Genomic DNA, 26,376 nt, shown 5'->3' with positions numbered 1-26,376 from the left:
GCTGTTTCAGCAGTTCGGTTTYTGTTTTTCCCAGCTTTCCAGAGGGTTATTCGCACCATAAAACTGTGGATGCTGCGCACGCTTGAAAGCTTGTATCGTCAGATTTTGGCCTTGCTGAGCAATCCCACGCGCCGCGATGGCACTTTGCTTTAAGCCTTCTAACTGAATTTGGTCGGAATAAGCAAAACCGGTTTTTTCACCACTGACCGCACGAACACCGACCCCACAATCAATATTGAATGAGCCATCTTTAATGATGCTGTCTTCCAGCACCAGAGATTCATGCCAACTGGACTGGAAATAAATATCCGCATAATCAATCTGGCGAGTCGCAATACTGGACAGGGTATCGGCAATATCTTGTTCGCTCAGTCCGGCAGGCGCTAGCAGTGCCGCTTCAATGTGGTTCATCGTCATCAGTGTGTGTTCTCTATTAATTGATGGGTAAAACGCGTGTGCTGTTCAATCGGCATCGCGCGTCTCACAGAATCGAGTGTGGTGAGATCAAACTCTACCACTTTACTTTGTACTGTTGGGCCTAAATTAGCGATCACTTCGCCCCACGGGCTAATCACCATCGAATGTCCCCAAGTTTCGCGTCCGCAAGGATGGCGCCCGGTCTGGCCGACTGCAATCACCCAACATTGAGTTTCAATAGCTCGGGCGCGCAGTAGCACTTCCCAATGCGCTTGGCCAGTCACCGCGGTAAAGGCCGCTGGAACCAACAAAATCTGTGCGCCTTGGCGACGTAATTCTGCGTATAAGTGCGGGAAGCGCACATCGTAGCAAATCGACAAGCCGAGTTGACCAAACGGCGTTTCTGCCACTACCACTTGTTGACCCGGCGTAAAGGTTTCCGACTCGCGATAACGCTGGTGACCATCGGCGACATCCACATCGAACATGTGCAGTTTATCGTAAACCGCCACCCGCTCACCTTGTGCATTCCACAACAGGCTGCTGGTGCTTACGCCATTCGCATGGCGGATCGGCATACTGCCAATGAGCAGCCACACACCATGTTGTTTGGCGAGGTTCGACAATGCGTGCTGAACCTGCCCGTTATCCAATGGTTCCGCTTGCTGATGGTATTGTTCACGATTGCCCAGCAGCAGTGCATTTTCCGGTGTCACAATCCATTGTGCTCCTTGCTGAGCGAGCAGTGCAACCTGCTCTTGCAAGTAAGCCAGATTGGCACTTACCTCTGACCCTGAGGTCATTTGGATCAGTCCAACTCGTTGCATTTTCTTCCCTATTCTGCCAGTTTTCGCAGCTTTTCCGGCAACTTAAACTCGCCTTTGCTACGCGAAAGCTCTTTCACCGTTGGCGAATCGAGCGGTCCTTTAACTTCATAGTTGACCTGAGTGAAAACTTCCACCACAGGAGAAATCACGGTCGTAATCGCCAACACATACAGCGCCGTTTGAGGCGTTACGGCAAAGGCGGTCAAGACTGGGATTCCCGACGTAATATCAGGGACGAAATTCACTTCTGCATCCACAGTACGGGTGTTGAGATCGGCTAAACCTTTAATCGTCATATCACCGGCCACCGCATCCATTTTGATGTTGTTCGTGACGAAAACCCCTTGCGAAATTTCACCACTGCCCGTGATTGAATCAAACGCCATCCCTTTATCAAACACATCGCTGAAATCGAGCTGCATTTTTCGAATGATCGAATCTAGGCTAAATAAGCCTAGCAGCCTTGCCGCGCCACTAACATCGGAAATCACACCTTTACCCAGTTTGGTTTCAACCTTACCTTGCAAAGTGTTGACTCGCATCGACCACGGAGCACCATCCCACTGTGTTCGTGCGGTGATCTCAAACGGTGCACGTTGAATACCGGAGTTAATCCCAAAGCGCGCCATCAGGTCGCTGTTGTTATCACCCTTCATATCCAAGTTCATTTGCGTGTGGCTCAACTTGTCAGTCAGTGTCCAAGTGCCATTAACATGCAACTGACTGGTACCACTGGCGAAATCGATGCTCTTCCACAGCAGCGTATCGCCTTGACGCTGAAAATCGACATTCGCTTGGCCAATTTTATACCCCTGCAACCAGAAGTCCTTGATGGTCAACGTCAGGTTAGGCATCCATTGATGGAACTGACGGTCGAAATCGGAAATCAGTGGCAGCTTCTGGCGCTCAAGATCAACCAACAAAGACTCTTCCCCTACCTCCTCCAATTGAGGCAAGAAAAGATGTAAGCGATCCAGCGCGATACTCAAATCATAAGGCTCAAGGTAGTTAGCTTGGCCTTTGATTTCTTGGCTATCAACACTCAGCAGCCAGCCCAAATCTTTACGCCGTGCGTTCAAATCCACGTCGTGCCACTCTAAATCACCGAATGTGAGTTCTTTAACCACGGCTTCAATGCGCTCCGGCATCGGAATCACAGGGGTATTCAGACTGGCTAACTTAGATTTCCCTGCTTTCGGCACAGGTTTTTCACTGGAGATGCTCAACCACTCATCAAGGTTAAAGGCTTGGCTGCGAACTTGTACATGGTGCCCAACCACCGGACTAATTTTAAAACTGCCTTGCCCCAATACTAAATTAGTGGCGGCTAACACTGGCACTTTAGGCGTCAGATCGATTTCTGCTTGGTATTTGGCCTGCGGCAATTGCAGACGAGCCGAGACCATCTCTTGATTACCAGATGCTTGCAACAGCGCTTGTCCTTTCACCTTGAGCGCTTTTTTCAGCGGGAACGGGTAACGGCTTTCTAATGCTCTCAGATCCGCTTTACCATCCAATTGGTAAGTAAAGCCGACATCATTGAGCTGAATATCGACACTCGCCTGCCAAGGCGCATGGCCTTTTACTCGACTTAACCAACGTTCACCCACAAAGGGGATCAAAGGTTTGACTTCCCAATCCCCGATAACGTCAATGCTGACCGCATAGCCTCGTTTGACGTCTTCACCTTTAAAATCAATCGAAACAGGCTGTTTGAGCAAGCGGGCATCTAAGCCAGCAGCACTGACCCGATCATTATCAAATTCGATTTTTCCGGAGACAGATTTCAGGCTCATCGGCGGGGTATCAATATCCACCGAGTTATTATTGAGCTCAGCAAAACCCCAAGCGCGTGGTTCTTGCCCGCTGTGAAACGGAATATTGAGCTGAAACTCTGAGCGTACAGGCCCTTTAACTTGAATGGTGGTGAGCGCCGCACCTACAGAATCCACCAGCGGCGTCGCCATCATGTAGTTGCGGATCGAGTTGCCTTGTTTAGCACTCGCCACGGCTTCAATTTCAATATGCCCAAGCTCGGCCAATTCGGGGATGCGTCCTGTAATCCGCTCAGCAGTGACATTCATCAAGGTTGCAGAACGCGAGTCCAAATACATGGCATCGTTTTCAAACAGCAAATCCAATTGAAGATCAGTGATCGGCGGCCACGCCGTATCAAAAGCAAACTTGGCCTGTTTTAAACCTACCCAAGCCTGAAATACTCCGTTATGCATCCGATAAGGGAACTGATCTAACGCGCCATACCAAACCAATTTGGCCGTGTTGACTTGCCCAGCTTGAATGGCTGTTGAGAGGTAATCTGTCAGCTCTTGTCCCAAAGCCAGCCTAGGCAAATAACGCCACGTTTCACCAGCATTGACCAGATCGGCTTCGGCGTAAAAAGAGAGAAATGGGCTCGCGTTATCAGGGAAATCGAGGCGAAATGCACCGAGCGCTTGTAAATCAGGTGTCGCTACTGTGACTTTATCCGCCCACAGAGACCAACCTTGCGGGCCTTGCTGCCAAACGATGTCCACTTCACCCTGACGAATATTGAGTGGAGCTTGGAACACATCACCATAGGGCAACACATCATCAACCAGTGTCGCGTTGACTCGAGCTTCGCTCAGGGAGCCTTGAATTTGCGCTTGCAGTGCATTGACCTGTGGCAGCAGATACCACTGTGCAATCCCACCATCCACTAATGAAGCGGAATAGCGTAACGATTCCAGCGTCTGGCCTTTGGAAATACGCACATCTTCCAACGTGCCTTTAGGCTGCAAAGTGGCTAGCCAGTGATTCAGTGTTTGCGATTCAGGGATTAACTTCGTCAGTGGCAACAAACTATCGATATTGAGCTGAGAGAGATTCAATCGCCATTCATTAGGCTGCCAATCCATTGCCACATCCAACAGCGGCCAGAGTACATCATCACTACGCAAACGCAGTGAGTGGGCATTCACTTGCCAACCTTGCTTGGTCGGTTTTAACTCGACAATCCCCGATTCAAGCAGCAATTCATGGTTTTGTTCCCCGTTTTGCCACACCAACTCTGAAGGTTTGAGTTCGACGTAACCATCGATCGGTTGATTGTGCTCAAGCGTAGCCCAAGCATTAAAGCTTAACTGGCCTTTTTGAATGCCAGTCTGGTCTTTCAGATAGCGAGTCAGCCAAGGTAAAACCCGAACTTTATCAGCGCTGACATAGAAATCGCCGGACACATCACGGAGCGAACCGTGGTCCATAAAGTTAGCGCTCACTAACAGGGAGTTGATGTTAGTTCCCGCGATGCTCACTACACCTTCAGTGAAATGGCGCTGGCCGCTGTTTTGCCAACGCAATTTTTCGATATCAAGCTGGCGCATATCGCCAACAAAAGTTCGATAGAGAATTGCTGAATTTTTTAGCGTGAAATCATCCAGTTGGCGTAGCAACAAATCATCAAGCTGCTGAACCACTCGACCTTGTCGAGACTGTCTCGGGTTAGGGTTTTGCTCCAGCGCCAACCAATCAATCGCTCTGAGATCCAACACCATGCCATTGATGGTGAGATCGGCAATCACAGGTTGCCGCTCCCAAAGGGATTGCAGCAGATCGAATTCAATTTCTATGCTGGCAGCATTAAGCTGGATGTCATTACTGTCCGGCCAATGCGCTTGTAAGGCCTGTAAAGAAAGAGAAGGATGGGTGTTACGCCAGTAACCTTTTACATCGGCAATGGCTACTTGTACGGACGAATTTTGATTTAGCCAATGCTGAATCTCCGCCTGAAAACGGTTCATCTGTGGCAGCAAAATGCGCAGACCAGTGACTGCCAAAGCCAGCACAATCAGCAGGCTGACCAGCAGCCACATAAGGATCCGCCCGAGGCGGGTTACTGTCGAAATCACCCGATGTCCTATCTACATCATGACTACATCAAACTGTTCTTGGTTATAAAGGGGTTCCGCTTGAATACGCACCTCTTTACCAATAAACACTTCCAACTCCGCCAATGCGTGTGACTCTTCTCCTTGCAAAGTATCTGCCACAGCTGGAGAAGCGTAGACAACAAATTTGTCCGCATCATATGCGCGATTGACGCGAGTGATTTCACGTAGAATCTCAAAGCATACCGATTCAACGGTTTTCACACTGCCGCGTCCTTCACACGTTGGACAGGTCGAACAGAGCACATGTTCAATACTTTCTCGGGTTCTTTTGCGGGTCATCTCCACCAAACCGAGCTGAGTAAAGCCATTGATGTTGGTTTTAACCCGATCTTTCACCAACGCCGCTTCTAAAGAAGTCAGTACTCGCTTACGGTGTTCATCTGAGGCCATATCAATAAAATCGATAATGATAATCCCACCGAGGTTACGCAAACGCAGTTGGCGTGCAATGGCTTGAGTAGCCTCGATATTGGTGTTGAAAATCGTCTCTTCGAGGTTGCGGCGACCAACAAACGCACCTGTGTTGATGTCGATAGTGGTCATGGCTTCGGTTTGATCGATGATCAGATATCCGCCCGATTTCAGCTCAACTTTACGTTCTAGAGAGCGCTGAATCTCGTTTTCCGTATCGTACATATCGAAAATCGGTTTATCGCCGTGGTACAGCTCTAACTTCGCGGTCAGCTCAGGAACGTACTCAGAAGTAAACTCTTTGAGGTTCTCAAACTCTTGGCGGGAATCGATCAAAATCTTAGTGAGTTCCGTGCCGACAAAATCACGCAAAATACGCTGTGCCAACCCCAATTCGCCATACAGCATAGAGCGATTTTTGTATTTGCCGCGGCGTTCAATCACTTTTGACCATAAACGCTTGAGAAATGCCGCATCTTGGGCAAGTTCTTTCTCATTCGCGCCTTCAGCAGCAGTACGGATAATAAAACCGCCATGCTCATCGCAGTAATGATTCACCACCGCTTTTAAACGCTCACGTTCTTCTTCACTTTCGATGCGTTGTGATACGCCAACGTGGCTCGCTCCCGGCATGAACACTAGATAGCGCGAAGGAAGGGTGATATCGGTCGTTAAGCGTGCGCCTTTCGTACCCAGAGGATCTTTGACCACTTGCACGACAATATCCTGTCCTTGGCGAACCAATTCAGAAATATCACGGACTTGGAATTGTTGCTTTTCACTTTCCGCAACGCATTCTGTGTGCGGAACAATATCGGAGGCATGTAAAAAGGCGGCCTTGTCGAGTCCAATATCCACAAACGCAGCCTGCATGCCCGGTAAAACCCGGCTCACTTTGCCTTTGTAAATATTGCCAACAATGCCGCGTTTGGCTTCACGTTCAATATGGATTTCCTGAAGGATTCCCCCTTCAATCATCGCCACCCGAGTTTCACTCGGCGTGACGTTTAACAGCAACTCTGCACTCATGAGCGCACCTCAATGATTAAAATGATTAGAATTTGTGCAGAAGCTGGTCAGTCTCGTAGAGTGGCAACCCCACTACCGCGTGGTAGCTGCCTTCAATCCTCGTAACAAATCGTCCACCCAATCCCTGAATGCCATAACTGCCAGCTTTATCGCAGGGCTCACCACTTTGCCAATACTCTTCTATTTCTTGATCTGACAAAGTTTTAAACCACACCTCTGTAGTCACCACCACAGAGTGAGTAATGCCACCTTGAGTTACACTCACGGCAGTCATCACTTGATGTTGGTTGCCGGAGAGCTTGAGCAACATCCGTTTTGCATCAGCAAAATCGCACGGCTTTTCCAACACCTCTTGATCTTTCACGACTATGGTATCCGAACCGATCACTACGGCATCGGCATCAACCATCGCAGCACCTGCCAACGCTTTATCGCGCGAGAGTCGCACAACGTATTGCGCGGGCGACTCTGCCGCTCCGCGCATTTCTTCTACATTCGGTACTACTACTTCAAACTGGTAGCCCATTTGCGCTAACAGTTCACGGCGTCTTGGCGAACCAGAGGCCAGAACTAATTTCGAGATCGTCATTTCACATGCCAATGGCGTCGAACACGGCGCAGTAATAAAAACATCCATGGCCAAAGTATACAGGCAATTACGCCACTCCAGAGTGATAAAGGATTAAATGTCACATTCTGGATCAGGTATTCACCACAGAAAATCAGCACTTCAAGACCCATGGACAACAAACCAATCACGATCGCTTGTTGCCACAAGGCCATATTGCGTAGCACCAAGAAGTTCATCGCCACCAGATAGATCATGATCGACATCATCATGCCGCGGATCCCCAAGGTAGAGCCAAGCAGCAGATCCCACAGCAATCCCATCACTAAGGCGCTGCCGACGTTAACTCTGTGTGGTAAAGCCAATACCCAGTAGCAGCAAACCAGCAATATCCATGGCGGACGGAACAGATCTAATGTTCCCGGCCATGGAATGGTTTGCAAAATCAACGCCAACAGAAATGAGGCAAAAATGACCATGCGGCCTTTAATATCACTGCTGATCATTGGTTTCTTCCTCTAGTAGCAACTGCGGATCCGCCTGCATCACTTTCTGTAAACGATCTTCGTTTGGCCAGATAAGTAGCAAATAACGCAAGCGATCAAACTCCACTACGGGATCAGCTTTGATCGAGGCAAATTCACGGCGTGTATCTTTATCCACTTGCGACACAATCGCCACTGGGTAGCCTTCTGGGTAAACCCCACCTAAGCCTGAAGTCACCAGCATATCGCCCACTTCAATATCGGTACTGGTAGGAATATGTTCCAGTTGGATTTGATCCGTCTGTCCATTCCCCGAAGCAATCACTCGAATATCGTTGCGAAGATTCTGAACTGGAATGGCCGTGTTGGGGTCAATCAGCAGCAACACTCGACTATTGTGCGCAGCAACAAAAGTTACCTGTCCCACAATGCCTTTTTCATTGATGATTGGCTGGCCTTCGTACACACCATCAATTCGACCTTTATCAATCACCACTTGATGACGATAAGGGGAGGTATCCACGGCCATCACTTCGGTCACCACCTTTTTCTCATCACGCAAAAAGGAAGAACCGAGCAACTTACGTAGGCGTTGGTTTTCTTCTTTGTACTGTTCAAGCAGCAGCAAATTACTTTTGAGCGTCAAAACTTCCCGTTTCAGCAGTTGATTGTTTTCTCGTAACTGCTGATGAGAGCTGATGCTGTCATAAAAATCGTCAAACAGTACGCGCGGTAAATCCGCTGCGTACTGAATAGGCGCAACCAGACTATTGAGCAGAAAGCGTACATGTGAGAATGCACCTAAACGACTATCAGCCAGCATAAGGCTGGCTGATAGCATTACCGCAAAAAATAGCCGCAGCTGCAGAGAAGGTCCTCGACCAAAGATAGGTTTCATCCAATAACCATCCTAGCGCTGAGCAAAGTGCCATGCATGAGGCACGACACTACGGATTATTCTTCGCTAAACAGATCGCCACCGTGCATGTCGATCATTTCTAAGGCTTTACCACCACCACGAGCCACACAAGTCAGTGGATCATCAGCGATTACAACTGGAATACCGGTTTCTTCCATCAGGAGACGATCCAGATCTTTCAACAGTGCACCACCGCCAGTCAGAACCATACCGTTTTCAGAGATGTCTGATGCCAGTTCAGGTGGACACTGTTCTAGTGCAACCATCACTGCAGAAACGATGCCTGTCAGCGGCTCTTGCAACGCTTCAAGGATTTCATTGGAGTTCAGTGTGAAGCTACGTGGCACACCTTCCGCAAGGTTACGACCGCGTACTTCGATTTCTTGTACGTCATCACCCGGATAAGCTGAACCGATCTCGTGTTTGATCTTTTCTGCCGTTGCTTCACCAATCAAGCTACCGTAGTTACGACGAACATAATTAATGATCGCTTCATCAAAGCGGTCACCACCGATACGCACAGAAGAAGAGTAAACCACACCATTTAGCGAGATCACTGCAACTTCCGTAGTACCACCACCGATATCAATCACCATTGAACCGGTTGGTTCAGAAACACGCAGACCTGCGCCGATTGCTGCCGCCATTGGCTCATCAATCAAGTAAACTTCACGCGCACCCGCACCCAGTGCTGATTCACGGATCGCACGGCGTTCAACTTGGGTTGAACCACAAGGCACACACACCAGTACGCGTGGGCTAGGTTTTAGAACGCTGTTGTCATGCACTTGGCGAATAAAATGCTGCAGCATTTTTTCCGTCACGTAAAAGTCAGCAATTACGCCATCTTTCATTGGGCGAATCGCAGAAATGTTGCCAGGAGTTCTACCGAGCATCTGCTTTGCGGCATGACCAACTGCTGCAACGGTTTTACCGCCACGGCCTTTGTCCTGACGAATAGCAACAACAGAAGGTTCATCAAGAACAATACCCTGTCCTTTGACATAAATAAGTGTGTTGGCGGTACCTAAATCGATCGATAGGTCGTTAGAAAACATGCCACGAAGTTTTTTGAACATACTCTTCGTTCGTCCTGCAAGAATTGAGAAGATGAAAATTGCACTAAATGTACCAATGCCTTGCCATCACAGCAAGGCGTTGATCCATAAACATGGACTGAAACACGCAATTTCTAACAGTTCTCTAACGGAATGAGAGAAATCTTGATCCATCACGTGCTCAGCACTTAATTGGATTCGCGCCACCAGATCACTCGATCACTGCCGCGATACAAACCAAATTGCGCTCGACCTTGAGTGGTTTGATCAAAGCTGCCGTCACCATCTTTGTCTTCGGCAAGCCACATCAGATCATGAGTATTCAGATTAAGAATGCTATCAATGTACCCTGTTACTCCAGCTCCCGGAGCACTAAAACGGATTGCGCTCTTACCTTGACTGAGATTGCTTGACGTCAAACCCGCCAACACTTGGGGTGGAACTGGAACACCCGTGGTCGTCACATCGTAATCCGTCGATTGCAACGCAAAGTTGTTGATAGAAGACAATGAGGTACAGCTGTCATCTGTGGTGCGTACAAAGCCATTACTGGTGTAATGCTCAACATAAATCGGCTGTTCAAGGGGTTGAGTCTCCGGCCCATACACATCTTGGATCACCAGTTTTCCCCAATACAGTGGCATAGTTCGATCAATTTGCGTAAAGGTAAATCCCTGACAATCAGATGTCGCGTTTTGCCGATAGCAAACATTATCTTGATCCATCAGGTTGGATGCATTCAGCGTAAGATCAAACTCTGAATTAAACACCGCTTTAGGTTGCAGCGGTTTTTCATACCACACACTTTCCCCGCTCAGTACGATCCCGCTATTTGAAGTGGCCTGTCTACTTACGGGGAAAGCCAATGTATTCGTATAATCAAGGCTCACTCCATTAACCGTATCGCTGTAAGTACGGCCATCCCATTGATTGGTGTAGCGCCACCACGGTTCAATCAGATAGTTTTTCGTATCCGCATCATTGGCTGATTTAGGGCGCAAATACAAACCGGGGCTATTGGTGTAGCTAAATGGTTGTCCAAGATAGGTAAACGCGTTATTGGTTTTACATGCCGCATCTAAGGTCACTGTCATCGGCGATACCGCAAAGTAAGCAGGAATAAAGCGACCAACGGAACCTGTAGATACAACGGCAATAGGCAAATTAGCGGCGGCCAAATTAAGCCCGAGATAACTGCTTGGGGCGACAAGCGAGAAATCAAACACACCAACTTCGCTAACTTTTTGCCTAACGGTTGTTGTAGCTCCTAACTCGTGGTGATAACTCTCAGCATCGAGCTCGCCCGCAACACCAGTCGCCGGTTGAACTAATGAATGTTGCAGAGTGATATTTTGTTGCTGATAGTTGTAGGCCGTTAAGTTGTTGGTGAAGTCATTATCTTCATTCGGTTCAGCAGCCACTGCACGTATATTCAGCTCAAAAGCTTCATCCGCTCTGGCAAATACCGCACAACTCAGATCAGCCGCAGGACATTTACCATTACTGCTGTAAAAGTTTTTAGCACTCAACACTAGGGCTCTCGGCACACGAATAAAAGTGCCTTGCCCTTCTAACCGCAAATCCTGCTCATTGCCGCTACCTGTAAATCTTGCATTCAAGGCAAGGTTGCCTGCATCGCGATACGCTACCGTGAAATTCGCCTCACCATTTTGGTTAAAGCTTAGATTGAGAGGCGTTGCAACGTTGGCAGCTTGGCCAATACCCGTTCCATTCACAGAAACCGTATAAGCAGAAAACCCTGCATCACTGCTGTTTGGTGTTAAATAATCACTCCAGAAAGAGACTGACTTCTGCACATTCTGAAAACTTGGTAAACACTGCTGTGAGGCGTTATCTTTGCGTACTGCTTTAATCGACCCCGTCACGGTTTGATTAGCATAGGCATGAGGCACATCCACGATGAAGCCACTATCAGCGAAATTCACGGTGCAGTTAGCGGTAGAATAATTGCCGGGTGAACTCGTATAACTACAAAGGTTAACTTGGTATGGTTTGCTCGACGGCGTTGAGCCAATCACATTCACAGTGACATTGCCTGCCGTGTTCCGGCGTAACTGAGTTGTGGCTATACCATTGGTAAAGGTAACATGTGAGCCGCCAACCCATCCGCCTGTGGCACTAGGGGTAGAGTCCGGTGAGAGGGTTGCAGTCACAGGATTGGTATAAAGCTGGCTACAACTCTCATTTGCACAAGCTTGAATCGTTACATCCGAAGCGCTGCAGGTCAGTCCTTGCTGGGGAAGAGTAAAACGGAAATGATCGACCTGAGGTTCAACAGGGCGCGATTTCAGAGCACACACTCTGAAGTTGTCGATTTCATGGTTATTGACTGATGACCCCGTAGAACCGGCTAAAGACAGCAGCAGATCTTCGGGTGCAGCACTCTGCCCTGAAGCATTCAGTACGTTATACCAGTCAATTAGCGTTTGTTGGGTGCCATTGTAAGTACGATCAACCCGTACCCAAACTGCGCCAGAGGAACGAGAATCTATCGTTAATTTGTAGCGATGACCGGGCCCCGCAGTGCTGGTATTACGAACATCCAACTTCGGAGAAAGATTGGCACCAGTACCTGTTAAATAACGATAACTGGCCGACTCAGAACCTCGTAATGCTACCGCTTGGGCACGAAAACCAGGACCACCAGTACGCCCTTCCGTTGGGTTTGAAAAGTTTCCATACTCATCTAAACCAATGCCTAGCCAACCACCAGCAAAGCCCGGTTTTATTGGAGTAGAATCTGTACGCGGTGCATAACCCAAAGAGCCACCAAAGCCCCCCGTTTTAGGGGTAATTGTCGCATCCGAGAAGATTACGGCAACACCGTCAGCACCAACCCCACTCAAATTCGCCCATGCGTAGTAATCAAATTCTACCGTCACCACGTTACCTGCAGCAGGGAATATTCTCTGATACGTTGCTGCCGTCGCTTCATTGTTCAGCGCCTCAGTTAAGCGCATTCGGCTACTCACAATGCTTGGAATAAAACTTCCTGTACTGGTAAACGGTACCCAGTTTTGTCCAAGAGAAGTGCGATTAAAATCGTCCTCAAAACAGGTTAAACCTTGTTGCTGGTTTTGATTGATTTGAGTGTTACCTTCCATCTGCAATCTACGGCTTGTAGTACGCCCATTGATCACCGATGTGTTATTGAGCGTCAAAGAACCACCTGCATAAACGTAAGCATTAGCTTGGGTGAGTTGGTTTAGCGTAATGTTGTTGTAACCAATAATTGTTATATTTCCAGAGCCGGAAACATTTATCTTTGCACTATTCCAATCTGAATTGTTTTGAATAAATAGGCGAACATCACCATTAACAACCACTTCACTATCGGCATTAAATTGCAGCGACTCAATCCAGTAATCACCGGAGGAAAGCACTAACTTTGCGCTTTTCCCCATATCAAGAGATTTAATTTTATATTCGGCCTGTCCAGAAAAGCTTAGTGTGCATGAGTCATAAAGTTGTATTGTTCCTATATTTGTTTTTGATATGAGAATATTTTGCCCACTATTACACCAACCTATTTCATTCCCACTAACACTAGAAGTTTTAAATGCATTACTTCCTGAAAGACTTAGTGACTGGATAGTATTTCCAGAGGTTTGACAAATATTATTATCACAACGTGCATTAGGCCTTTCATTCGTTGCATTAGCTGAACAAAAATCGACAACCGAATTATTTGTGCCTGTGATTTTTGCATAATTATATTGGATAAACTGCGGATTCGGTGCACCACTACAGCTGCCGTGCCCTTGAGCAACAGCCGGAAAATAAATTGAGTTATCAATATCCTGAAATGCCAAAGCATTAGCAGACAGTACTGCAAAAAAACCAATAACTGCTCTGCTTAACCACTTATTCACCTTTTACTCCTACTTCAATGATGCGTTGTAAGGTCCAATCCCCTACCTGACATCGACCTATCGCACTGAGCTGATACACCTCTTGTCCATTATCCAATGCACCGAGAGACAGACATGATACAGTTGCCTCACATTGTGCTAATCCCTCCCCTGCAAAATCCATAGATTGAGGAGATGTCGTGTAGCAACTGCCTGCACTCTTATTGCTTTGATAAAAACGACTCAGCTCAATATTAAGCGCTGAGCGTGCTGCCATTTCAGCTCGAGTACCTAGCACCATAGACACCAGTTGCTGACTGTTACGTTCTTGGTTGCGATTGGCTATCAGCGCGACAAAGCCCACCACCACTATGATGAACACAACAAGAATCAAGGCATTGCCCTGCTGCTTACGGTGTGTTGTAGACCAAGGCATCATGATCAAACCTTACTTGCTCACCTTTATCAGAAAATGTCAGCTCAATTTTCACTAAACCATTACGCTGCAATTCGGGGGCGACAACACTAAAATTCGCCTCGCTGAGCTGTTGAGCCATCAAGACTCCATTCCCTAAATAAGCGGGCGATAGAACCGCTCTGTGCAAACTATAGTCCGCGTAACGGTAAATGCTGTTACCCACATAGCAATATGCTACTGGTGTTCGATAAAAATAGGCACGATTAGCAGGAGACTGCAAAGTGAACTGCGTGCCTTGTACCAATGGAGTGTTGACCATGGTTTCGTTCAGTGGTGGAGTAAAATCAACATTACTGACCACCTCAGCCACTTGCCCTGCCGCTGGTAATAGCGCAGCTCGTAAAGCAAGTGGATCATTGGGATAAACGACCAAGCGTTCACCCGCTTGAATAGATTTACTCACCGGGAGTAGGCGCAACGTATTCGCAGTGTTAGTCGGTAGAGATTGGTAAATGCCGCTGTTTATAATCGGTAAAAATTCAATACATCCATTAGCTACGAGCATACTATTAGGTACCGCCTCGCGTAGCTCCCGGCTCATACGTTCGGTAACAAAACGACCTTGTTGGATCAATGCTTCACGAGCCGAAGTGTCCGCATAGATCCCCATCGCCTGCCCAATCACATTGCCCAGAAACAAGCCAACAATGCTGAGCAGAATAATGCTGATCACCATTTCAATCAGGGTAAAACCACGACTCATCAGTAGTTCCCCTTAATCGCTGCAAACGGGTAAGGATTGCCTTGCGGATCATAAATTACAATCGCAATCCGTTTGTAGTGGGTTGGCACCGATGAGGGAGAGGCTGAAAACTGCCCGTTGTTATCAGCCTCATAAAACACTTGAATCGCCACTGAAAAACGCTGGTAGTCGCTGGAGATATCATTCCCCAGCACATCTATTACTGAAACTGGATTTGCAGTGATGTAGTCATCTACATCGTTATATTCGGTGTTGCTGCTTTCTCCATCTCGCCCCAAAGCCGAGGGAGCAGTACACAATACCCGACCTGAAGTTGACGTTATTACGCACTCCGGCAAACCACCGTTAGGGCCAGATTGCTGATCAAAGTTGCGTCCTAATATTTCATCTAACACTGCACGCCCTAGCTCTGCGGCCTTCACGGATAAGACTTGTTCCGCGGTTTGCTGTGAGCGTGGATAAAGCGCCGTTGATACGCCAACCAAGGCAATTCCCAGCACCACAATCACAATCACCATTTCAACTAAAGTAAAACCGCGTGGTACACGGCCTGATTTAGCAGGCATAAATGTAGCCCTCAGTATTGACGCAGACTTGGCGAATTTCACTACTCGAGGTGCTGTTAATCCTCACCACACAACCTGAGCTGCGGCACTGAGTCGCGCGCCCCCAATTATCGAAATCGAGAAAGGAACTCGCCCCCGTTAAAGAAAGGCTTACTCCATTGGCTGCGGCATCGACCATGGAAGAATCGGTGGTATTGCTTGGAAAAGCAGTCGAGCAGTTACCCTGCATCGCTTGCGGAGAAACCTGAATGGCGGCGTTGCTGGTCAAAAGCCAGCGATTACAATACCCCGTGCGCTGCATTGCACGACTTTGAGTTAAGCGCAGAGAGGCTAACACTTCACTTTGTGTCGCCAACACGGCAAAAGAGGAAGGTCCAAGAAAACGGCTTGCGGCATACGCAGAAAGAATCCCTAGTAGGATAATCACCACTACCAGTTCAATGAGGGTAAAACCTTGTGCTTTACCCTGACGTGATCCAATACTGCTTTGCCGCATGGCTAGTGACTATAACTCAAACGGTTAAACAAAAAAGGCCAGACAAGCTGGCCTTTTTTAAATTAACAACCAGTAACAACAATAGTAGTTGTAGGTGCCGCACCAGAGTTAGCAGCTTGTTGATAATTAACATAGCAACCTGTTGCTGCAGTCCACCCTGTGGTAGTTTGTCCTTGGAATGTATATTGAATGCTATTAGTACCAATCGCTGGCGAAACTTGCGACCAGTCTGTACTTAAGCCCACAACAGCCTCACCAATACCATCTGCGGTTGCAGCTGGGTACCCAAACACAACGTCAATATTATCTACGTTACCCGTGGCGGCTGTTTCTATACCGCTAATTGCAGCTCTTCCATACACAATCCCCGCCGCACCATCAATTGCACCTTTAAGACCTTGCAAAGAAGCTTCACGCGCATCATTTTGCAAATTCAAGAAACGTGGCGCTGCTGTTACGGCCAAAATACCCAAAATTACAATCACCACTACCAGTTCAATCAGGGTGAAACCGCCTTGTCTTTTCATTATTACTATCTCTCTCTAATGTGAATACGCAGAATTACTGCAAGGAAACGGTCACGCGACCAGTTTTGACTTCGTAAACGAACTCATGTTGGCTGCCTTTTTCATTTTGCACATAGGTGCAAGTGGCAGCTCCAGTATTGGCACTGGCCGAATATTTATAATCTGAACTTGCCGCTGCTTGTGCCACGGTGCCGACTTGCGGTGGGTTTTGCAGCAAATTCTCCATCAAATCAATACAAGCTTGGTCCGAAATATTCGCTGGATACGTCGTGTCATCCGTATTCAGTCCAAGTGGATAACCATCTCGATAACCGCTGTTATCTGATGTCGTTAACCAAAAATCGACGCCATCATAATTAACTGATGGGTACTTATTGGCAGTCAGGGTCGGTCTCGCTTGAGCTTCCCATTGTGCTCTAGCAGAAAGCACTCCCGTGGCAAAACCACCCGCCACCCCTTCAATACTGGCTTTTTTCGCCTCATCGGTCACATCGAGAAAACGGGGCAAAGCCGCAACAGCCAGTAACCCGACCACCACGATAACGATCACCAGTTCCACTAATGAAAAGCCTTGCTGCATTTTCTTCATATTTTTAACTCACTTACCTAACGTACGCCATACATTATACGCGCTTTTCAGCACAATAAGGTTCAATGATGTCAGAAAAACCTTACAACAAAAAGTTGATACTGACCGCAAAATGACGACCTTTTAACTCAACCCATATCGCGGCCTTTTGTCCATATTGATATCGGCATTGGTAGCCATTTGTTGAATTTTCACCATCTATAGTTGGTAACAAATCCAACACCTTTAAATCAGGATAGAGCAAAGTTAACAACTTTTCGCAGTCAACGCCTTGATCACGCTTGGGAAATACCCAACCCGATGGTGATAGAGCTATCGTTTTACCTTCAATATGAACACTTGGTGGCTGACCTTGTAAAAACCATTGTTGTTTATAAAGATTAGCACGTTCAGTCATGCTCAGAGTGGCCACTTCGAACGCGGTTTTCAACGTATTTCGCGACATGCCATTCCACATAGAAAATAGAGCGGAGAGTAGAGTGAGGACTAACAGCGCCCACAGCATCAAACGTGACCGTCCTAACCAGTTAGCCATTATCGTCCTTTGATCGCATCCATCATGCCCCACATCGGTAGGAAAATACCCAACGCCAGCACCAACACCATTGCTGCCACAAACACCAGCAAGATAGGTTCAATCCGTGCCGTAAGAGTTTTTAAATCGTAATCCACTTCGCGATCATAAAAGTCTGAAACCTCAAGCAACAGCTCGTCAATTCGCCCTGTCTCTTCCCCCACAGTGATCATTTGAATTACCAGAGGGGTGAAAATTTTCACATTAACCGCGGTGACAGAAACAGAAACCCCCGCTTCAATCTGGCTTTTCATCTCCAGAATGCGTTGCTCAAGAAATTTGTTATCGATGGCTTCCGCAGAAAGCGCCAAAGATTGGTTAAGCGGAACCCCCGCCGAGAGCATCAGAGAGAAAGTGCGCGAAAAACGCGACAATTGAGCACGATTCACAATACCACCGACTATTGGCATGCGCAGTCGCAGATGATCCCATTTGATCCGCCCATTACTGGTATTTAACCACGCTCGAAATGCGAACAAGGCACCGACAATAATTCCGAGTAACAAGCCCCAATAGTTCACAAAAAAATCGGATGTCGTGATCAAAATACGCGTAGGTAGCGGTAAATCCACCCCAAAGCGACTGAACATGCTGGTAAATTGGGGAATTACTTTGACGTTGAGGATAAACATCGCCGTCACAACAAAGATAATGACGAAAGTTGGATAGCGCATCGCGGTTTTGATCCGCTTACGCGTTTCGACTTCTTGCTCGTAATAATTAGCCAGTTGCAGCAAAGCCTGATCTAAACGACCGGTATTCTCACCGACTTGGATCATGGAAACAAATAATGGGCTGAATATTCCCGGATGCAACTGCATGGAAGCCGACAGACTGCGGCCGTTAGTCAATTCATTACAAACCGATTCCAGCGCTTCTTTGAGCTGTTTATTGTGGCAATTTTGCGTTAAGCCGCGCATAGAACGCAGCAAAGGCACACCCGCTTTGGTCAAGCTATACATTTGCCGACAGAAAATCACCAGTACCTCAAGCGGTACTGCTGGAGTAAACCAAGCTTTCCAATCTATATCAAACGGGCTTTTCGATGCACCGCCTTGCGTAATTGAAGTTGGCACTATGCCTTTACCAAGCAGCATTTCGGCTGCTAACTCTTCGGTCGCCGCTTCAACTAATCCATTGGCTTTACTGCCATCGGCATTACGCCCTTGATAATAAAAAGTCGCCATGCTGACTCCTACAGATAAATCGGCTCAACGAAACCGGAGGAGTCACCTTCACCCAGCGACATGACTTCATCCAAACTGACAATACCTTGCAGCGCCAGCTCCATCGCAGACGCAAGCAGTGGTTTGTAATTTGGGTTACTGCGCGCGGCTTTAGAAAACGCCACTGCATCATTAGCTCGTAAACAATCCATCATAGGCTGATCCAGTTCGAGCATTTCAAACACACCGATTCGGCCACGATACCCGGTTAAGTTACAGTTTTGACAGCCACGACCACGTGAAAAAGTCGCCAACACTTGATTGGGGAATCGCGTGGTAAGCCACTGTTGACGAGCATCATCCACTTCATCATGTCCACTACAGTCTGGACACACTTTACGCACCAAGCGCTGCGCCACAACGGCACGAACCGCACTGGCAACCAAATAACCCGGCGCCCCCATATCAATCAGGCGCAAAGCGCTATCTACCGCATCATTGGTATGCAGAGTACTTAACACTAAATGCCCAGTTAATGCGGCGCGCAAGCCGATTTCTACCGTTTCTTGGTCACGCATCTCACCGACCAAAATAATATCGGGGTCTTGACGCAAGAAAGTACGTAGCAAGGTGGAGAAATCGAGGTTAATTTTCGGGTTAACCTGCACTTGGTTAACCCGTGAAATGCGATATTCCACCGGATCTTCAGCGGTGATGATTTTTTTACCGGACGTATTAAGCTCACTTAAAGCACCATACAAGGTTGTGGTTTTCCCCGACCCCGTTGGCCCTGTAACCAGAATCATCCCATGTGGGCGCTTTAACTGATGACGCAAACGAACCAACAGATGTGACGGAATGCCTGACTCCTCTAGTTTTCTTACCCCTGATGATTGGTTAAGCAAACGCATTACTACGGATTCGCCGTGCTGAATTGGCATGGTCGACATCCGGATATCCACCGATTGCCCTTTAACTCGGATATTAAAACGGCCATCTTGAGGTAAGCGTTTCTCCGAAATATCCAGATTTGCCATCAACTTTAAACGCAAGACGAGAGCGGAAGAGATATTCACTTCATGCAATAAAGTTTCATGCAGCACACCATCGATACGCTGGCGCAGACGCAGCACATTGGCATCTGGCTCAATGTGAATGTCCGAGGCTCCAACTTGAATTGCATCTTCAAACAACGAGTTGATGAGCTTAACGACCGTAACTTCATCACTGTCGGAATCGGTGATTTCAAAATCAAAGGTATCATTGGTTTGATGCTCGGCATGCAACTGCTCAGCAAACGAAACAATCTCTTTGGTACGACGATAATAGCGGTCGAATCCATCCACTAACTGCTTTTCAGGGGAGATAACAAACTCAAAACCGTACTCAGGCAGTTGGTTTAACAGAGCCTCTTGAGCAAACAGATCCGCAGGATCACTCATCGCGATACGCAAGGTATCGCCATTACGACCAATCACCAAAGCGCGCAAGCGTCGGGCGTGTACTTCTGGCAACAAAGCGACGGCGTCGATATCCACATTGGCACGGCTGAGATCTATAACGGGTAAACCCAGTTGTTGCGCCAAAAAGTTCAGTAGTTGGTTTTCACTCAAGAAACCCAGTGAAATCAAGGTATCACCTAAACGACGCCCCGTCGTTTTTTGGGTGTTCAGCGCTTGATCAAGCTGTGCTTCACTGACAATGCCTTCTTCCACCAACAGGTCGCCAAGGCGTTTACGCAGTTTATTAATTGGCACCTTGTGTCTCCTGTAAGCTAGTCAGCACTTGTAAACGCTGATGAATAAAGGCTTGCGATTGGCTCGACAAGCCAACTTTATTAAGCGCTTGCTGATAAGCCTGCTGCGCGGCTGACCATTGCAGGGCACGTTCTTGTTGAATCGCCAATCCAAGCCACCAACGACCATTGTTGGGATCTTTTTCTGTCAGTTGCTGGTAACTTTGCAGTGCCATTTCATCTTGTTTGGTTTTCTGCGCCAGAGCGGCACGCAGTGACAAGTATTCGACCGACGGTTGAGGTGGTAGGTACACTAAAGGAACCAAAGCGGCAACATCTTGTTTTTCTTTGGCTAATAGCTTGGCCAATGCCAAACGCAGCACTTCCCTATCAGGATTGCGCTCAATTCCAGCTTGCATCAAATCAAATGCTTTACGTCCATCACCTTTACCGTAATAAAGCGCAGCCAGCTTCTGCCTTGTCGAGTCATCATCCGGCGTATAACGCAAAGCTTCGCCATACGCATTCACGGCCATTTGAAAATCATTACTTTCCATCGCCTTTTGCGCACGTTGCAGCGCTTTTTGTGCAAGCTGATCCGGTGTTAACGCCACCTGTTCAACAATCATCACGGGCTGAGTGGCTGGAGCATCAGAAGAATCGAGCGCTGTTGTACTTGGCTCTATATTAGACTCTGACTGAACGGCTACAGCAGGCTTGGCATTCGATGCTAACTCCATCACTGGCTTTTCTAGATTCGCGATGGGTTGTGTTTTCGGTTGCACCATCGCCAATGTTTCACTCTTTGCTGGAGCTGCATATACCGCGACGGCTTGCTGAGTCGTTTTTTGAGTGGGTGATGGTAATGTTTCTTGAGGCACAAAATCGCTTGAAGTTGAGGGAATATCCACTGACTGCAGGGAAACCGACCATCCACCGACCGCTAAACTCACCCCAAAACCTAATATCGCCCATAACCAAGCAGGGCGAGTTTTGGGTTTCGCGACGTCAATGCGTTCAATGTTCGATAGACGAGAATGACTGCGTTTGGCACTTTGTGCCAATGCTTGATTCACCACACTCATGGCTTACTCCATCCCCAAAGTATTGGGGTTTTAAATCTGGGTTTGCAGCTATCGTACGTATCGTGGATAGCTGCAAACAGATGATGCTGATTGACCAGTGGGCTTTGCTCATGCCAGGCGAGCAACAAAGCCTTATGACAAATTTGGTTGATCAAACGCGGGGTCCCTTGAGATGCCCGCCACACAGCTTTTTTCAGTGTCGAATTAAACAGCGGATAAGGCGCTTTCGCTTTGTTTAAACGGCTCTCGATATACACTTCCGTTTCGGCCTGAGTTAATGGCCTCAGGCGTGCGTTAAAAGTGATCCGCTGCCGAAACTGGCGTAAGTGATGCTGTTCTAATCGTGTATCTAATTCTGGCTGACCGATCAATACGATCTGCAATAACTTGGTCTGTTCTGTTTCCAAATTACCGAACAATCTGAGCGTTTCGAGCGCTTCGTCAGAGAGAGCTTGCGCCTCATCCACTAACGCAACAATTCGTTTGCCTTGCTGATGCAGCTCGATTAACCGAGTTTGAATCTGCTCTACAATTCGCACCGCAGAGTGCACTTCAATCTGCAATTCAGCTGCGACAGCTTGCCGTAACTCTTCTCCAGTAAGCATAGGGTTAGGCAGATAAATCAGCGCGACGTCTTCACCCAAGTGAGTCAGTAACATTCGACACACCATGGTTTTGCCCGTTCCGACTTCTCCAGTTAGCTTGCTAACCCCTTCCCCCATTTCTATCGCCGCACTTAGGGTTTGGATAGCTTCAAAGTGTGGCGCTAAACCCAGAAACAGTTCTGTATCCGGGGTGAGGTGAAAAGGAAACTGCTCAAGGCCAAAGTGCGATAAATACATAGGCTTACTGATTATCTGGGAACCATTCCTGCAACAAGCCTCGTGAACGTTCTAACTCTTTTTGCCAAGTGTTCACTCCAACCACAGTCGGTTTAAGCAAAATCACGAGCTCGGTTTTCTGCGTCAGCTTGGTGGTGTTACGGAACAAATGGCCTAAAGCGGGAACATCCCCTAAAAACGGTACTTTTGACACCTGATCAACGGTATTGGACTTCATCAAACCACCGATCACCACCACATCGCCATCTTTAGCGCGGATCACCGAATCCGATTCACGGATCGAACTTCTCGCCAGCGGCAATTCAATTTGCTGGCTGTTATAGGTAATGCGTTTAGTTTGCTGCTCAACTTCAATCACCGCAGGATGAACGTGCAGTAACACATTACCCTGATCGTCAATTTGTGGCGTTACATCCAGTGAGATACCAGAGAAAAACGGGGTAAGAGTAATATCCGGTGAGGCTTGTGCGTTATCACCCGTTCCCACCACGCTCGATAAATCCGTGACATAGTATTCATCCGTGCCCACTTTGATCACCGCCTTCTGGTTATTAGAAGCCGTCACTCGTGGACTAGAGAGTACATTCAGATCCCCTTGGGTCGCCATAAAGCTAATAACAGCATCGAAACTGCCACTGGAGATCACTAGGTTCGATTGACCACCCAATAGTGTACCTATCGCGTCTAATCCCGGTAATACCGCACTGATGGGATTACCACTGCTATCTTGAGAAATCGTTCCGGTACCAATTTGGTAATTCGAGCCATTCGAGGTGAAAGCTTTATTCCAGTTGATGCCTTGTTGATAGCCATCGCTAAGAGTTACTTCGAGAATCTTGGCTTCAAGGATCACTTGCCGGTGCATTCGCTGCTGAGAAATTCCTAAAAACTCGGTCACTTGGCGAATTTCATCTGGATAAGCACGCAGAGTCAGTACCCCCGCCTGTGGGTTGGCGATCACCGCTTGTCCACCACTGCTACCCAACAGTTGCGCAACCGCTTTTTCTAACTGAGGCCAAAAGTCACTCTCGTTCGTGGTTTCAATTTCAGTACCACCTCGTGCCGTTGGGCTATTAGTTTGATTCGAGTTGTTGGAGCTAGAAGAGGAATTACTGCTTGAACTGTTATTTGAGCTGCTGTTGTTCGAATTATTGTTCGAATCAGTGTTAGTAATCGTACCCGTAGTGATCGCGGTTAAAGAACGCCCGGTACGCTTAAATTGCAGATAGTCGACCGGAATGGTCACTGTGCGTAGCCCGGCAGGATAGACTTGGATGACTTTACCTTCTTTGACAACATCAAAGCCGTACAGATCGCGCACTACAGCGAGGGCTTCGTCTAAGGTAACGTCAGTGAGATTCAGGGTAATGCGCCCTGTGACCGCGGGATGAATGGCCGCACTGTATTCAGTGCCTTGAACTAGGCTGGCAAAAAATGCCTTGGCTTCGACATCTTTCGCTTGAATCCGAAAGCGCTGTAGCGTCTTGGGTTCACTGGCTGTGAGCGAATCCATGTCTGGCATGAGATCGGCTTCAACTGACGGAGGCAATTGGTCAATCTGACGACTGTTCGTCTCGTTAATAGCTTGATTGAGAACTTGTTTGGCTTCCACCGGATCACGGTGTCCCATCGAGCATCCCACCAAGGAAGTCACCACTGAAGCGAGTACGATTTTACGCATAAGACTTTGTTACCTTATTGTTTTACATCGAGAGCGAAAAGTGCCAATTGCCACTCTTTCCCTGCTCGGGTGAGTTTCACCTTATCAGGATGGATCGCCGCGACACGATAGCCATTGACCACATCCCCTTGTGCCACCACTTTTTGCTCGATAATCGCATAGCAGCGACTACCCTCTGCACACATAATGCTTTGCAGAGTCGGCACTGGATAACTCGGCTTTTGTAATTCCGCTTTCGGTGGATTCACCCACCCTAAAGGTGCGGTTGGGTCCTCATTAGCATAACTGTTGGCTGCTACGATTAGCGCCAAGAGCACTCCATATCTAACCACCGATAAATTCCTCTCGACTGCCCAAAGTATAGACTTCAAGGATCACCCGAGCTTGCGGGTAGTTTTCCACTTTATATTGAAAGTTGCGCCAGTAATACTTCACAGGTAACGCTTCCAAGGCTTGCAAATAATCACGAATCGCAAAATAAGAACCGGTAAACTCCATGCGCACTGGGTGCAGATAGTATTCCGACTTCACTTCCGACTCTGTTGAACGGACAATCGGCTCTGCGGGCAAGGACTCCAGTGCGACTAGCTTAAGTTTTTGACTTTGAGTGAGCACGCGTTCCAGTAAGTTCGGCATCTCTGAAGGCGCAACCATAGACGTCACTTTCTCAGCCAGCTGTTGAGAAACCTCCTGACTTTGCAGTGTCAGTTGACCGAGTTCAACGTCCTGTTCCTGATCTGGGTTTTTGGCTAATTTGGCTTGTAACACCATAATTTCGCCTTGTAGCTGCTGATTACTTGAAGTCAGAGTTTGAATTTGCACCTGACGAGCTTGGCTCTGCTTTAACGCAGGTTCAATCAGCCCGATAAGCAGCACCATAACCACCAACACAGTACCGCACAGAGCAATCAGCACTTTCTCGCGCTGTGAGAGAGCAGAAAACTTACTGGTCATCGTTTCCCAATGAGATATCATTTTAGCTCTCCCCGTTGAGTATTCAGTTCAAAGGTGATCATATCTTGCTCATTACGGCCGATTCTCAGCTGTTCAAAGGTTCTACCCACCAGATGTAATTCTTGTTTGAACTGATTGATCCAGTTAGGAATCGCTGCGGGATCACGTGCCAAACCTTGTACATTCAACTGAACCGCATCTAAAGCAATACTGCTTAGAGAAATATCATTACGTGCCAGTTGAGCCAGTGAATTTAACACTCCGGAATAGCCCACTTGCTGCGCCGCATCAAACTGCCCGATGGCCTGCAGTGCTTGCTGCTTAGCTGCAATTTCTTTTTTCAAACGCTCAATGGCGGCAGCTTTCCCTGCGGATGGAAGGTGGCTTGCGACTTGCTGGCGTAAATCAGTCGCTTGTTCAGTCAGCGATTGATTTTGAGTTTGAAGCTCCTGCCATTGGCGATTGACCACATAATTTTGATACCCGGCACCCGCGTATCCAAGCAGTAACACTGCACTCAATGCCAACCAAGCCAGCAGCAAATTCGCTAGAGTGAATTTTTCTCGTTTCGGCTTGAGATGATCTTGATAAAAATTGATGGTTTCTTGCGGTACATGACGGGCATAACGTGCCAATTGCTCACCACATGAGGTTGCTTCCCCATTGAGACCTGACGCCCTCACACTTAAACGTTCATTCAATCCATCAATCAGAGCTTGTTGATCTTCGCCATCACAACACACTTTAAGCTGCTGAAGAGAACCTCCCTTCAACTGCGCCGAGAGATAATCAATGGAACGCTGTAATTCCAACGCCAAACTATCTAGCTGCAATACACTCGCTGCGTTATCAGTTACTGGTGCCGTAATGCCGCGTAAAGTACGCTGAAAGCTGCATTGGTGTTCGACAAAAGCATCCAACTTAAAGCTGCCACCTAAGCTGCGATGCAACAATAAGAAGTGGCTCAGCTCCCCGCCAGTCAGTCCCCATACAGCCTGATCGGGCATAACCCGACCGAGAGTAAGACCCGCCGCTAATAGGGTACGCTGCAGCTCAAGTACCGTGCGTTTACTGATCACATAAGCTTGCACTTTGCCACTGCCCGGCAATGGGTGGGCATCAGCCACCACTTCGGTAACTTTTTCACTGAGCATGTCTTTCAGTAGAAATGGCAAAGCTGCTGACCACTCTTCACGTGGCACACTAGGCTGCTCTATCTGATAAGCCTGATAAAGCTGAGAATGGAGTACGAGATGAACTTGAACATCTTGAATCGCGTGCTTTTGTAGCGTTTGTACCAACACGGATTGCCAATTTTGCTGGTTCGAAGGCTGAGGAGGGATCGGCGATACATCATCTGCCGTGAAATACAGGCTCTCAGGCTGCACAACAACATACAACTGCCGAGAAGCGGCCTTAGGGGCGATCAGTTTTTCTATCCAACTCGGTTTCTTCATTCTTTACC

At 47.8% G+C, this 26,376-nt stretch carries 22 protein-coding genes and 3 pseudogenes; all 25 read right to left on the bottom strand.

All coding sequences use genetic code 11. The features are described 5' to 3' along the window. Window positions 1-24: 24 nt before the first annotated feature. A pseudogene (locus D908_RS15960) lies at window positions 25-417 on the bottom strand (PmbA/TldA family metallopeptidase); the annotation flags it as partial. Then, window positions 417-1,244, bottom strand: coding sequence for a carbon-nitrogen hydrolase family protein (locus D908_RS15965; protein ID WP_005522725.1), 828 nt, complete (start codon window positions 1,242-1,244; stop codon window positions 417-419). The pseudogene D908_RS15960 and the gene D908_RS15965, both read right to left, overlap by 1 nt. A gap of 8 nt (window positions 1,245-1,252) precedes the next feature. Continuing rightward, window positions 1,253-5,131 carry a YhdP family protein gene (locus tag D908_RS15970; RefSeq protein WP_005522723.1) on the bottom strand — a complete coding sequence of 1,293 codons (3,879 nt, stop codon included), beginning with the start codon at window positions 5,129-5,131 and terminating at the stop codon, window positions 1,253-1,255. A gap of 12 nt (window positions 5,132-5,143) precedes the next feature. Next, a complete protein-coding gene (rng, locus tag D908_RS15975) occupies window positions 5,144-6,613 on the bottom strand; it encodes a ribonuclease G (protein ID WP_001271884.1) in 1,470 nt (489 codons plus the stop codon). A 25-nt stretch (window positions 6,614-6,638) separates the two neighbouring features. Continuing rightward, on the bottom strand, window positions 6,639-7,202 hold the full coding sequence (locus D908_RS15980; RefSeq protein WP_005522722.1) for a Maf family protein: 564 nt from the start codon (window positions 7,200-7,202) through the stop codon (window positions 6,639-6,641). Beyond that, window positions 7,199-7,687: a rod shape-determining protein MreD gene (gene mreD, locus D908_RS15985; protein ID WP_005522721.1), complete on the bottom strand. Its 489-nt coding sequence runs from the start codon at window positions 7,685-7,687 to the stop codon at window positions 7,199-7,201. Before mreD ends, D908_RS15980 begins: the two co-directional genes overlap by 4 nt. Continuing rightward, entirely contained in the window at window positions 7,674-8,564 is an 891-nt protein-coding gene (gene mreC, locus D908_RS15990) for a rod shape-determining protein MreC (protein WP_000802447.1), read from the bottom strand. Before mreC ends, mreD begins: the two co-directional genes overlap by 14 nt. 56 nt (window positions 8,565-8,620) lie before the next feature. Continuing rightward, complete coding sequence (locus D908_RS15995; protein WP_000473772.1) at window positions 8,621-9,664, bottom strand: rod shape-determining protein; 1,044 nt, start codon at window positions 9,662-9,664, stop codon at window positions 8,621-8,623. Between the two features lie 167 nt (window positions 9,665-9,831). Further along, window positions 9,832-13,536: a DUF6701 domain-containing protein gene (locus D908_RS16000; protein WP_032467509.1), complete on the bottom strand. Its 3,705-nt coding sequence runs from the start codon at window positions 13,534-13,536 to the stop codon at window positions 9,832-9,834. Further along, window positions 13,529-13,951 carry a hypothetical protein gene (locus tag D908_RS16005; RefSeq protein WP_005522714.1) on the bottom strand — a complete coding sequence of 141 codons (423 nt, stop codon included), beginning with the start codon at window positions 13,949-13,951 and terminating at the stop codon, window positions 13,529-13,531. Before D908_RS16005 ends, D908_RS16000 begins: the two co-directional genes overlap by 8 nt. Continuing rightward, window positions 13,926-14,696 (bottom strand): PilW family protein, encoded by a 771-nt coding sequence (locus tag D908_RS16010; RefSeq protein ID WP_005522704.1) that lies wholly within the window; start codon window positions 14,694-14,696, stop codon window positions 13,926-13,928. Before D908_RS16010 ends, D908_RS16005 begins: the two co-directional genes overlap by 26 nt. Then, the gene (locus D908_RS16015) at window positions 14,696-15,262 is read right to left on the bottom strand and encodes a type IV pilus modification PilV family protein (protein ID WP_005522702.1); all 567 of its coding nucleotides are present in this window, start codon (window positions 15,260-15,262) and stop codon (window positions 14,696-14,698) included. Before D908_RS16015 ends, D908_RS16010 begins: the two co-directional genes overlap by 1 nt. Then, entirely contained in the window at window positions 15,252-15,758 is a 507-nt protein-coding gene (locus D908_RS16020) for a pilus assembly FimT family protein (RefSeq protein ID WP_005522701.1), read from the bottom strand. The genes D908_RS16015 and D908_RS16020 overlap by 11 nt, the downstream gene beginning before the upstream one ends. 62 nt (window positions 15,759-15,820) lie before the next feature. Then, a complete protein-coding gene (locus D908_RS16025) occupies window positions 15,821-16,285 on the bottom strand; it encodes a type II secretion system protein (RefSeq protein ID WP_005522695.1) in 465 nt (154 codons plus the stop codon). Window positions 16,286-16,319: 34 nt separating this feature from the next. Next, complete coding sequence (locus D908_RS16030) at window positions 16,320-16,874, bottom strand: prepilin-type N-terminal cleavage/methylation domain-containing protein (RefSeq protein ID WP_000738706.1); 555 nt, start codon at window positions 16,872-16,874, stop codon at window positions 16,320-16,322. Between the two features lie 82 nt (window positions 16,875-16,956). After that, the gene (locus D908_RS16035; RefSeq protein ID WP_005522693.1) at window positions 16,957-17,409 is read right to left on the bottom strand and encodes a hypothetical protein; all 453 of its coding nucleotides are present in this window, start codon (window positions 17,407-17,409) and stop codon (window positions 16,957-16,959) included. Continuing rightward, on the bottom strand, window positions 17,409-18,635 hold the full coding sequence (locus D908_RS16040) for a type II secretion system F family protein (protein WP_005522692.1): 1,227 nt from the start codon (window positions 18,633-18,635) through the stop codon (window positions 17,409-17,411). Before D908_RS16040 ends, D908_RS16035 begins: the two co-directional genes overlap by 1 nt. Window positions 18,636-18,643: 8 nt before the next feature. Then, window positions 18,644-20,371, bottom strand: a complete 1,728-nt coding sequence (locus D908_RS16045) for an MSHA fimbrial ATPase MshE (protein ID WP_001122147.1) — start codon at window positions 20,369-20,371, stop codon at window positions 18,644-18,646. Further along, window positions 20,361-20,990 (bottom strand): annotated as a pseudogene (locus D908_RS23175) (tetratricopeptide repeat protein); the annotation flags it as partial. The gene D908_RS16045 and the pseudogene D908_RS23175, both read right to left, overlap by 11 nt. Before the next feature lie 150 nt (window positions 20,991-21,140). Beyond that, window positions 21,141-21,434, bottom strand: a pseudogene (locus tag D908_RS23170) (tetratricopeptide repeat protein); the annotation flags it as partial. Continuing rightward, entirely contained in the window at window positions 21,431-22,276 is an 846-nt protein-coding gene (locus D908_RS16055; protein ID WP_005522688.1) for an ExeA family protein, read from the bottom strand. The gene D908_RS16055 and the pseudogene D908_RS23170, both read right to left, overlap by 4 nt. A gap of 4 nt (window positions 22,277-22,280) precedes the next feature. Beyond that, window positions 22,281-23,957 carry a pilus (MSHA type) biogenesis protein MshL gene (gene mshL / locus D908_RS16060; protein WP_005522686.1) on the bottom strand — a complete coding sequence of 559 codons (1,677 nt, stop codon included), beginning with the start codon at window positions 23,955-23,957 and terminating at the stop codon, window positions 22,281-22,283. A gap of 14 nt (window positions 23,958-23,971) precedes the next feature. Beyond that, window positions 23,972-24,289: a hypothetical protein gene (locus D908_RS16065; RefSeq protein WP_000252815.1), complete on the bottom strand. Its 318-nt coding sequence runs from the start codon at window positions 24,287-24,289 to the stop codon at window positions 23,972-23,974. After that, window positions 24,282-24,932: a type II secretion system protein GspM gene (gene gspM / locus D908_RS16070; RefSeq protein WP_005522685.1), complete on the bottom strand. Its 651-nt coding sequence runs from the start codon at window positions 24,930-24,932 to the stop codon at window positions 24,282-24,284. The genes D908_RS16065 and gspM overlap by 8 nt, the downstream gene beginning before the upstream one ends. Next, window positions 24,929-26,368: a hypothetical protein gene (locus tag D908_RS16075; protein ID WP_005522684.1), complete on the bottom strand. Its 1,440-nt coding sequence runs from the start codon at window positions 26,366-26,368 to the stop codon at window positions 24,929-24,931. The genes gspM and D908_RS16075 overlap by 4 nt, the downstream gene beginning before the upstream one ends. Window positions 26,369-26,376 lie beyond the last annotated feature (8 nt).

It is taken from the genome of Vibrio mimicus CAIM 602, assembly GCF_000338875.1.
Lineage (GTDB): Bacteria > Pseudomonadota > Gammaproteobacteria > Enterobacterales > Vibrionaceae > Vibrio > Vibrio mimicus.
The sequence above is the reverse complement of the archived record's forward strand: the minus strand, read 5'-3'. Positions and strand labels throughout refer to the sequence as shown.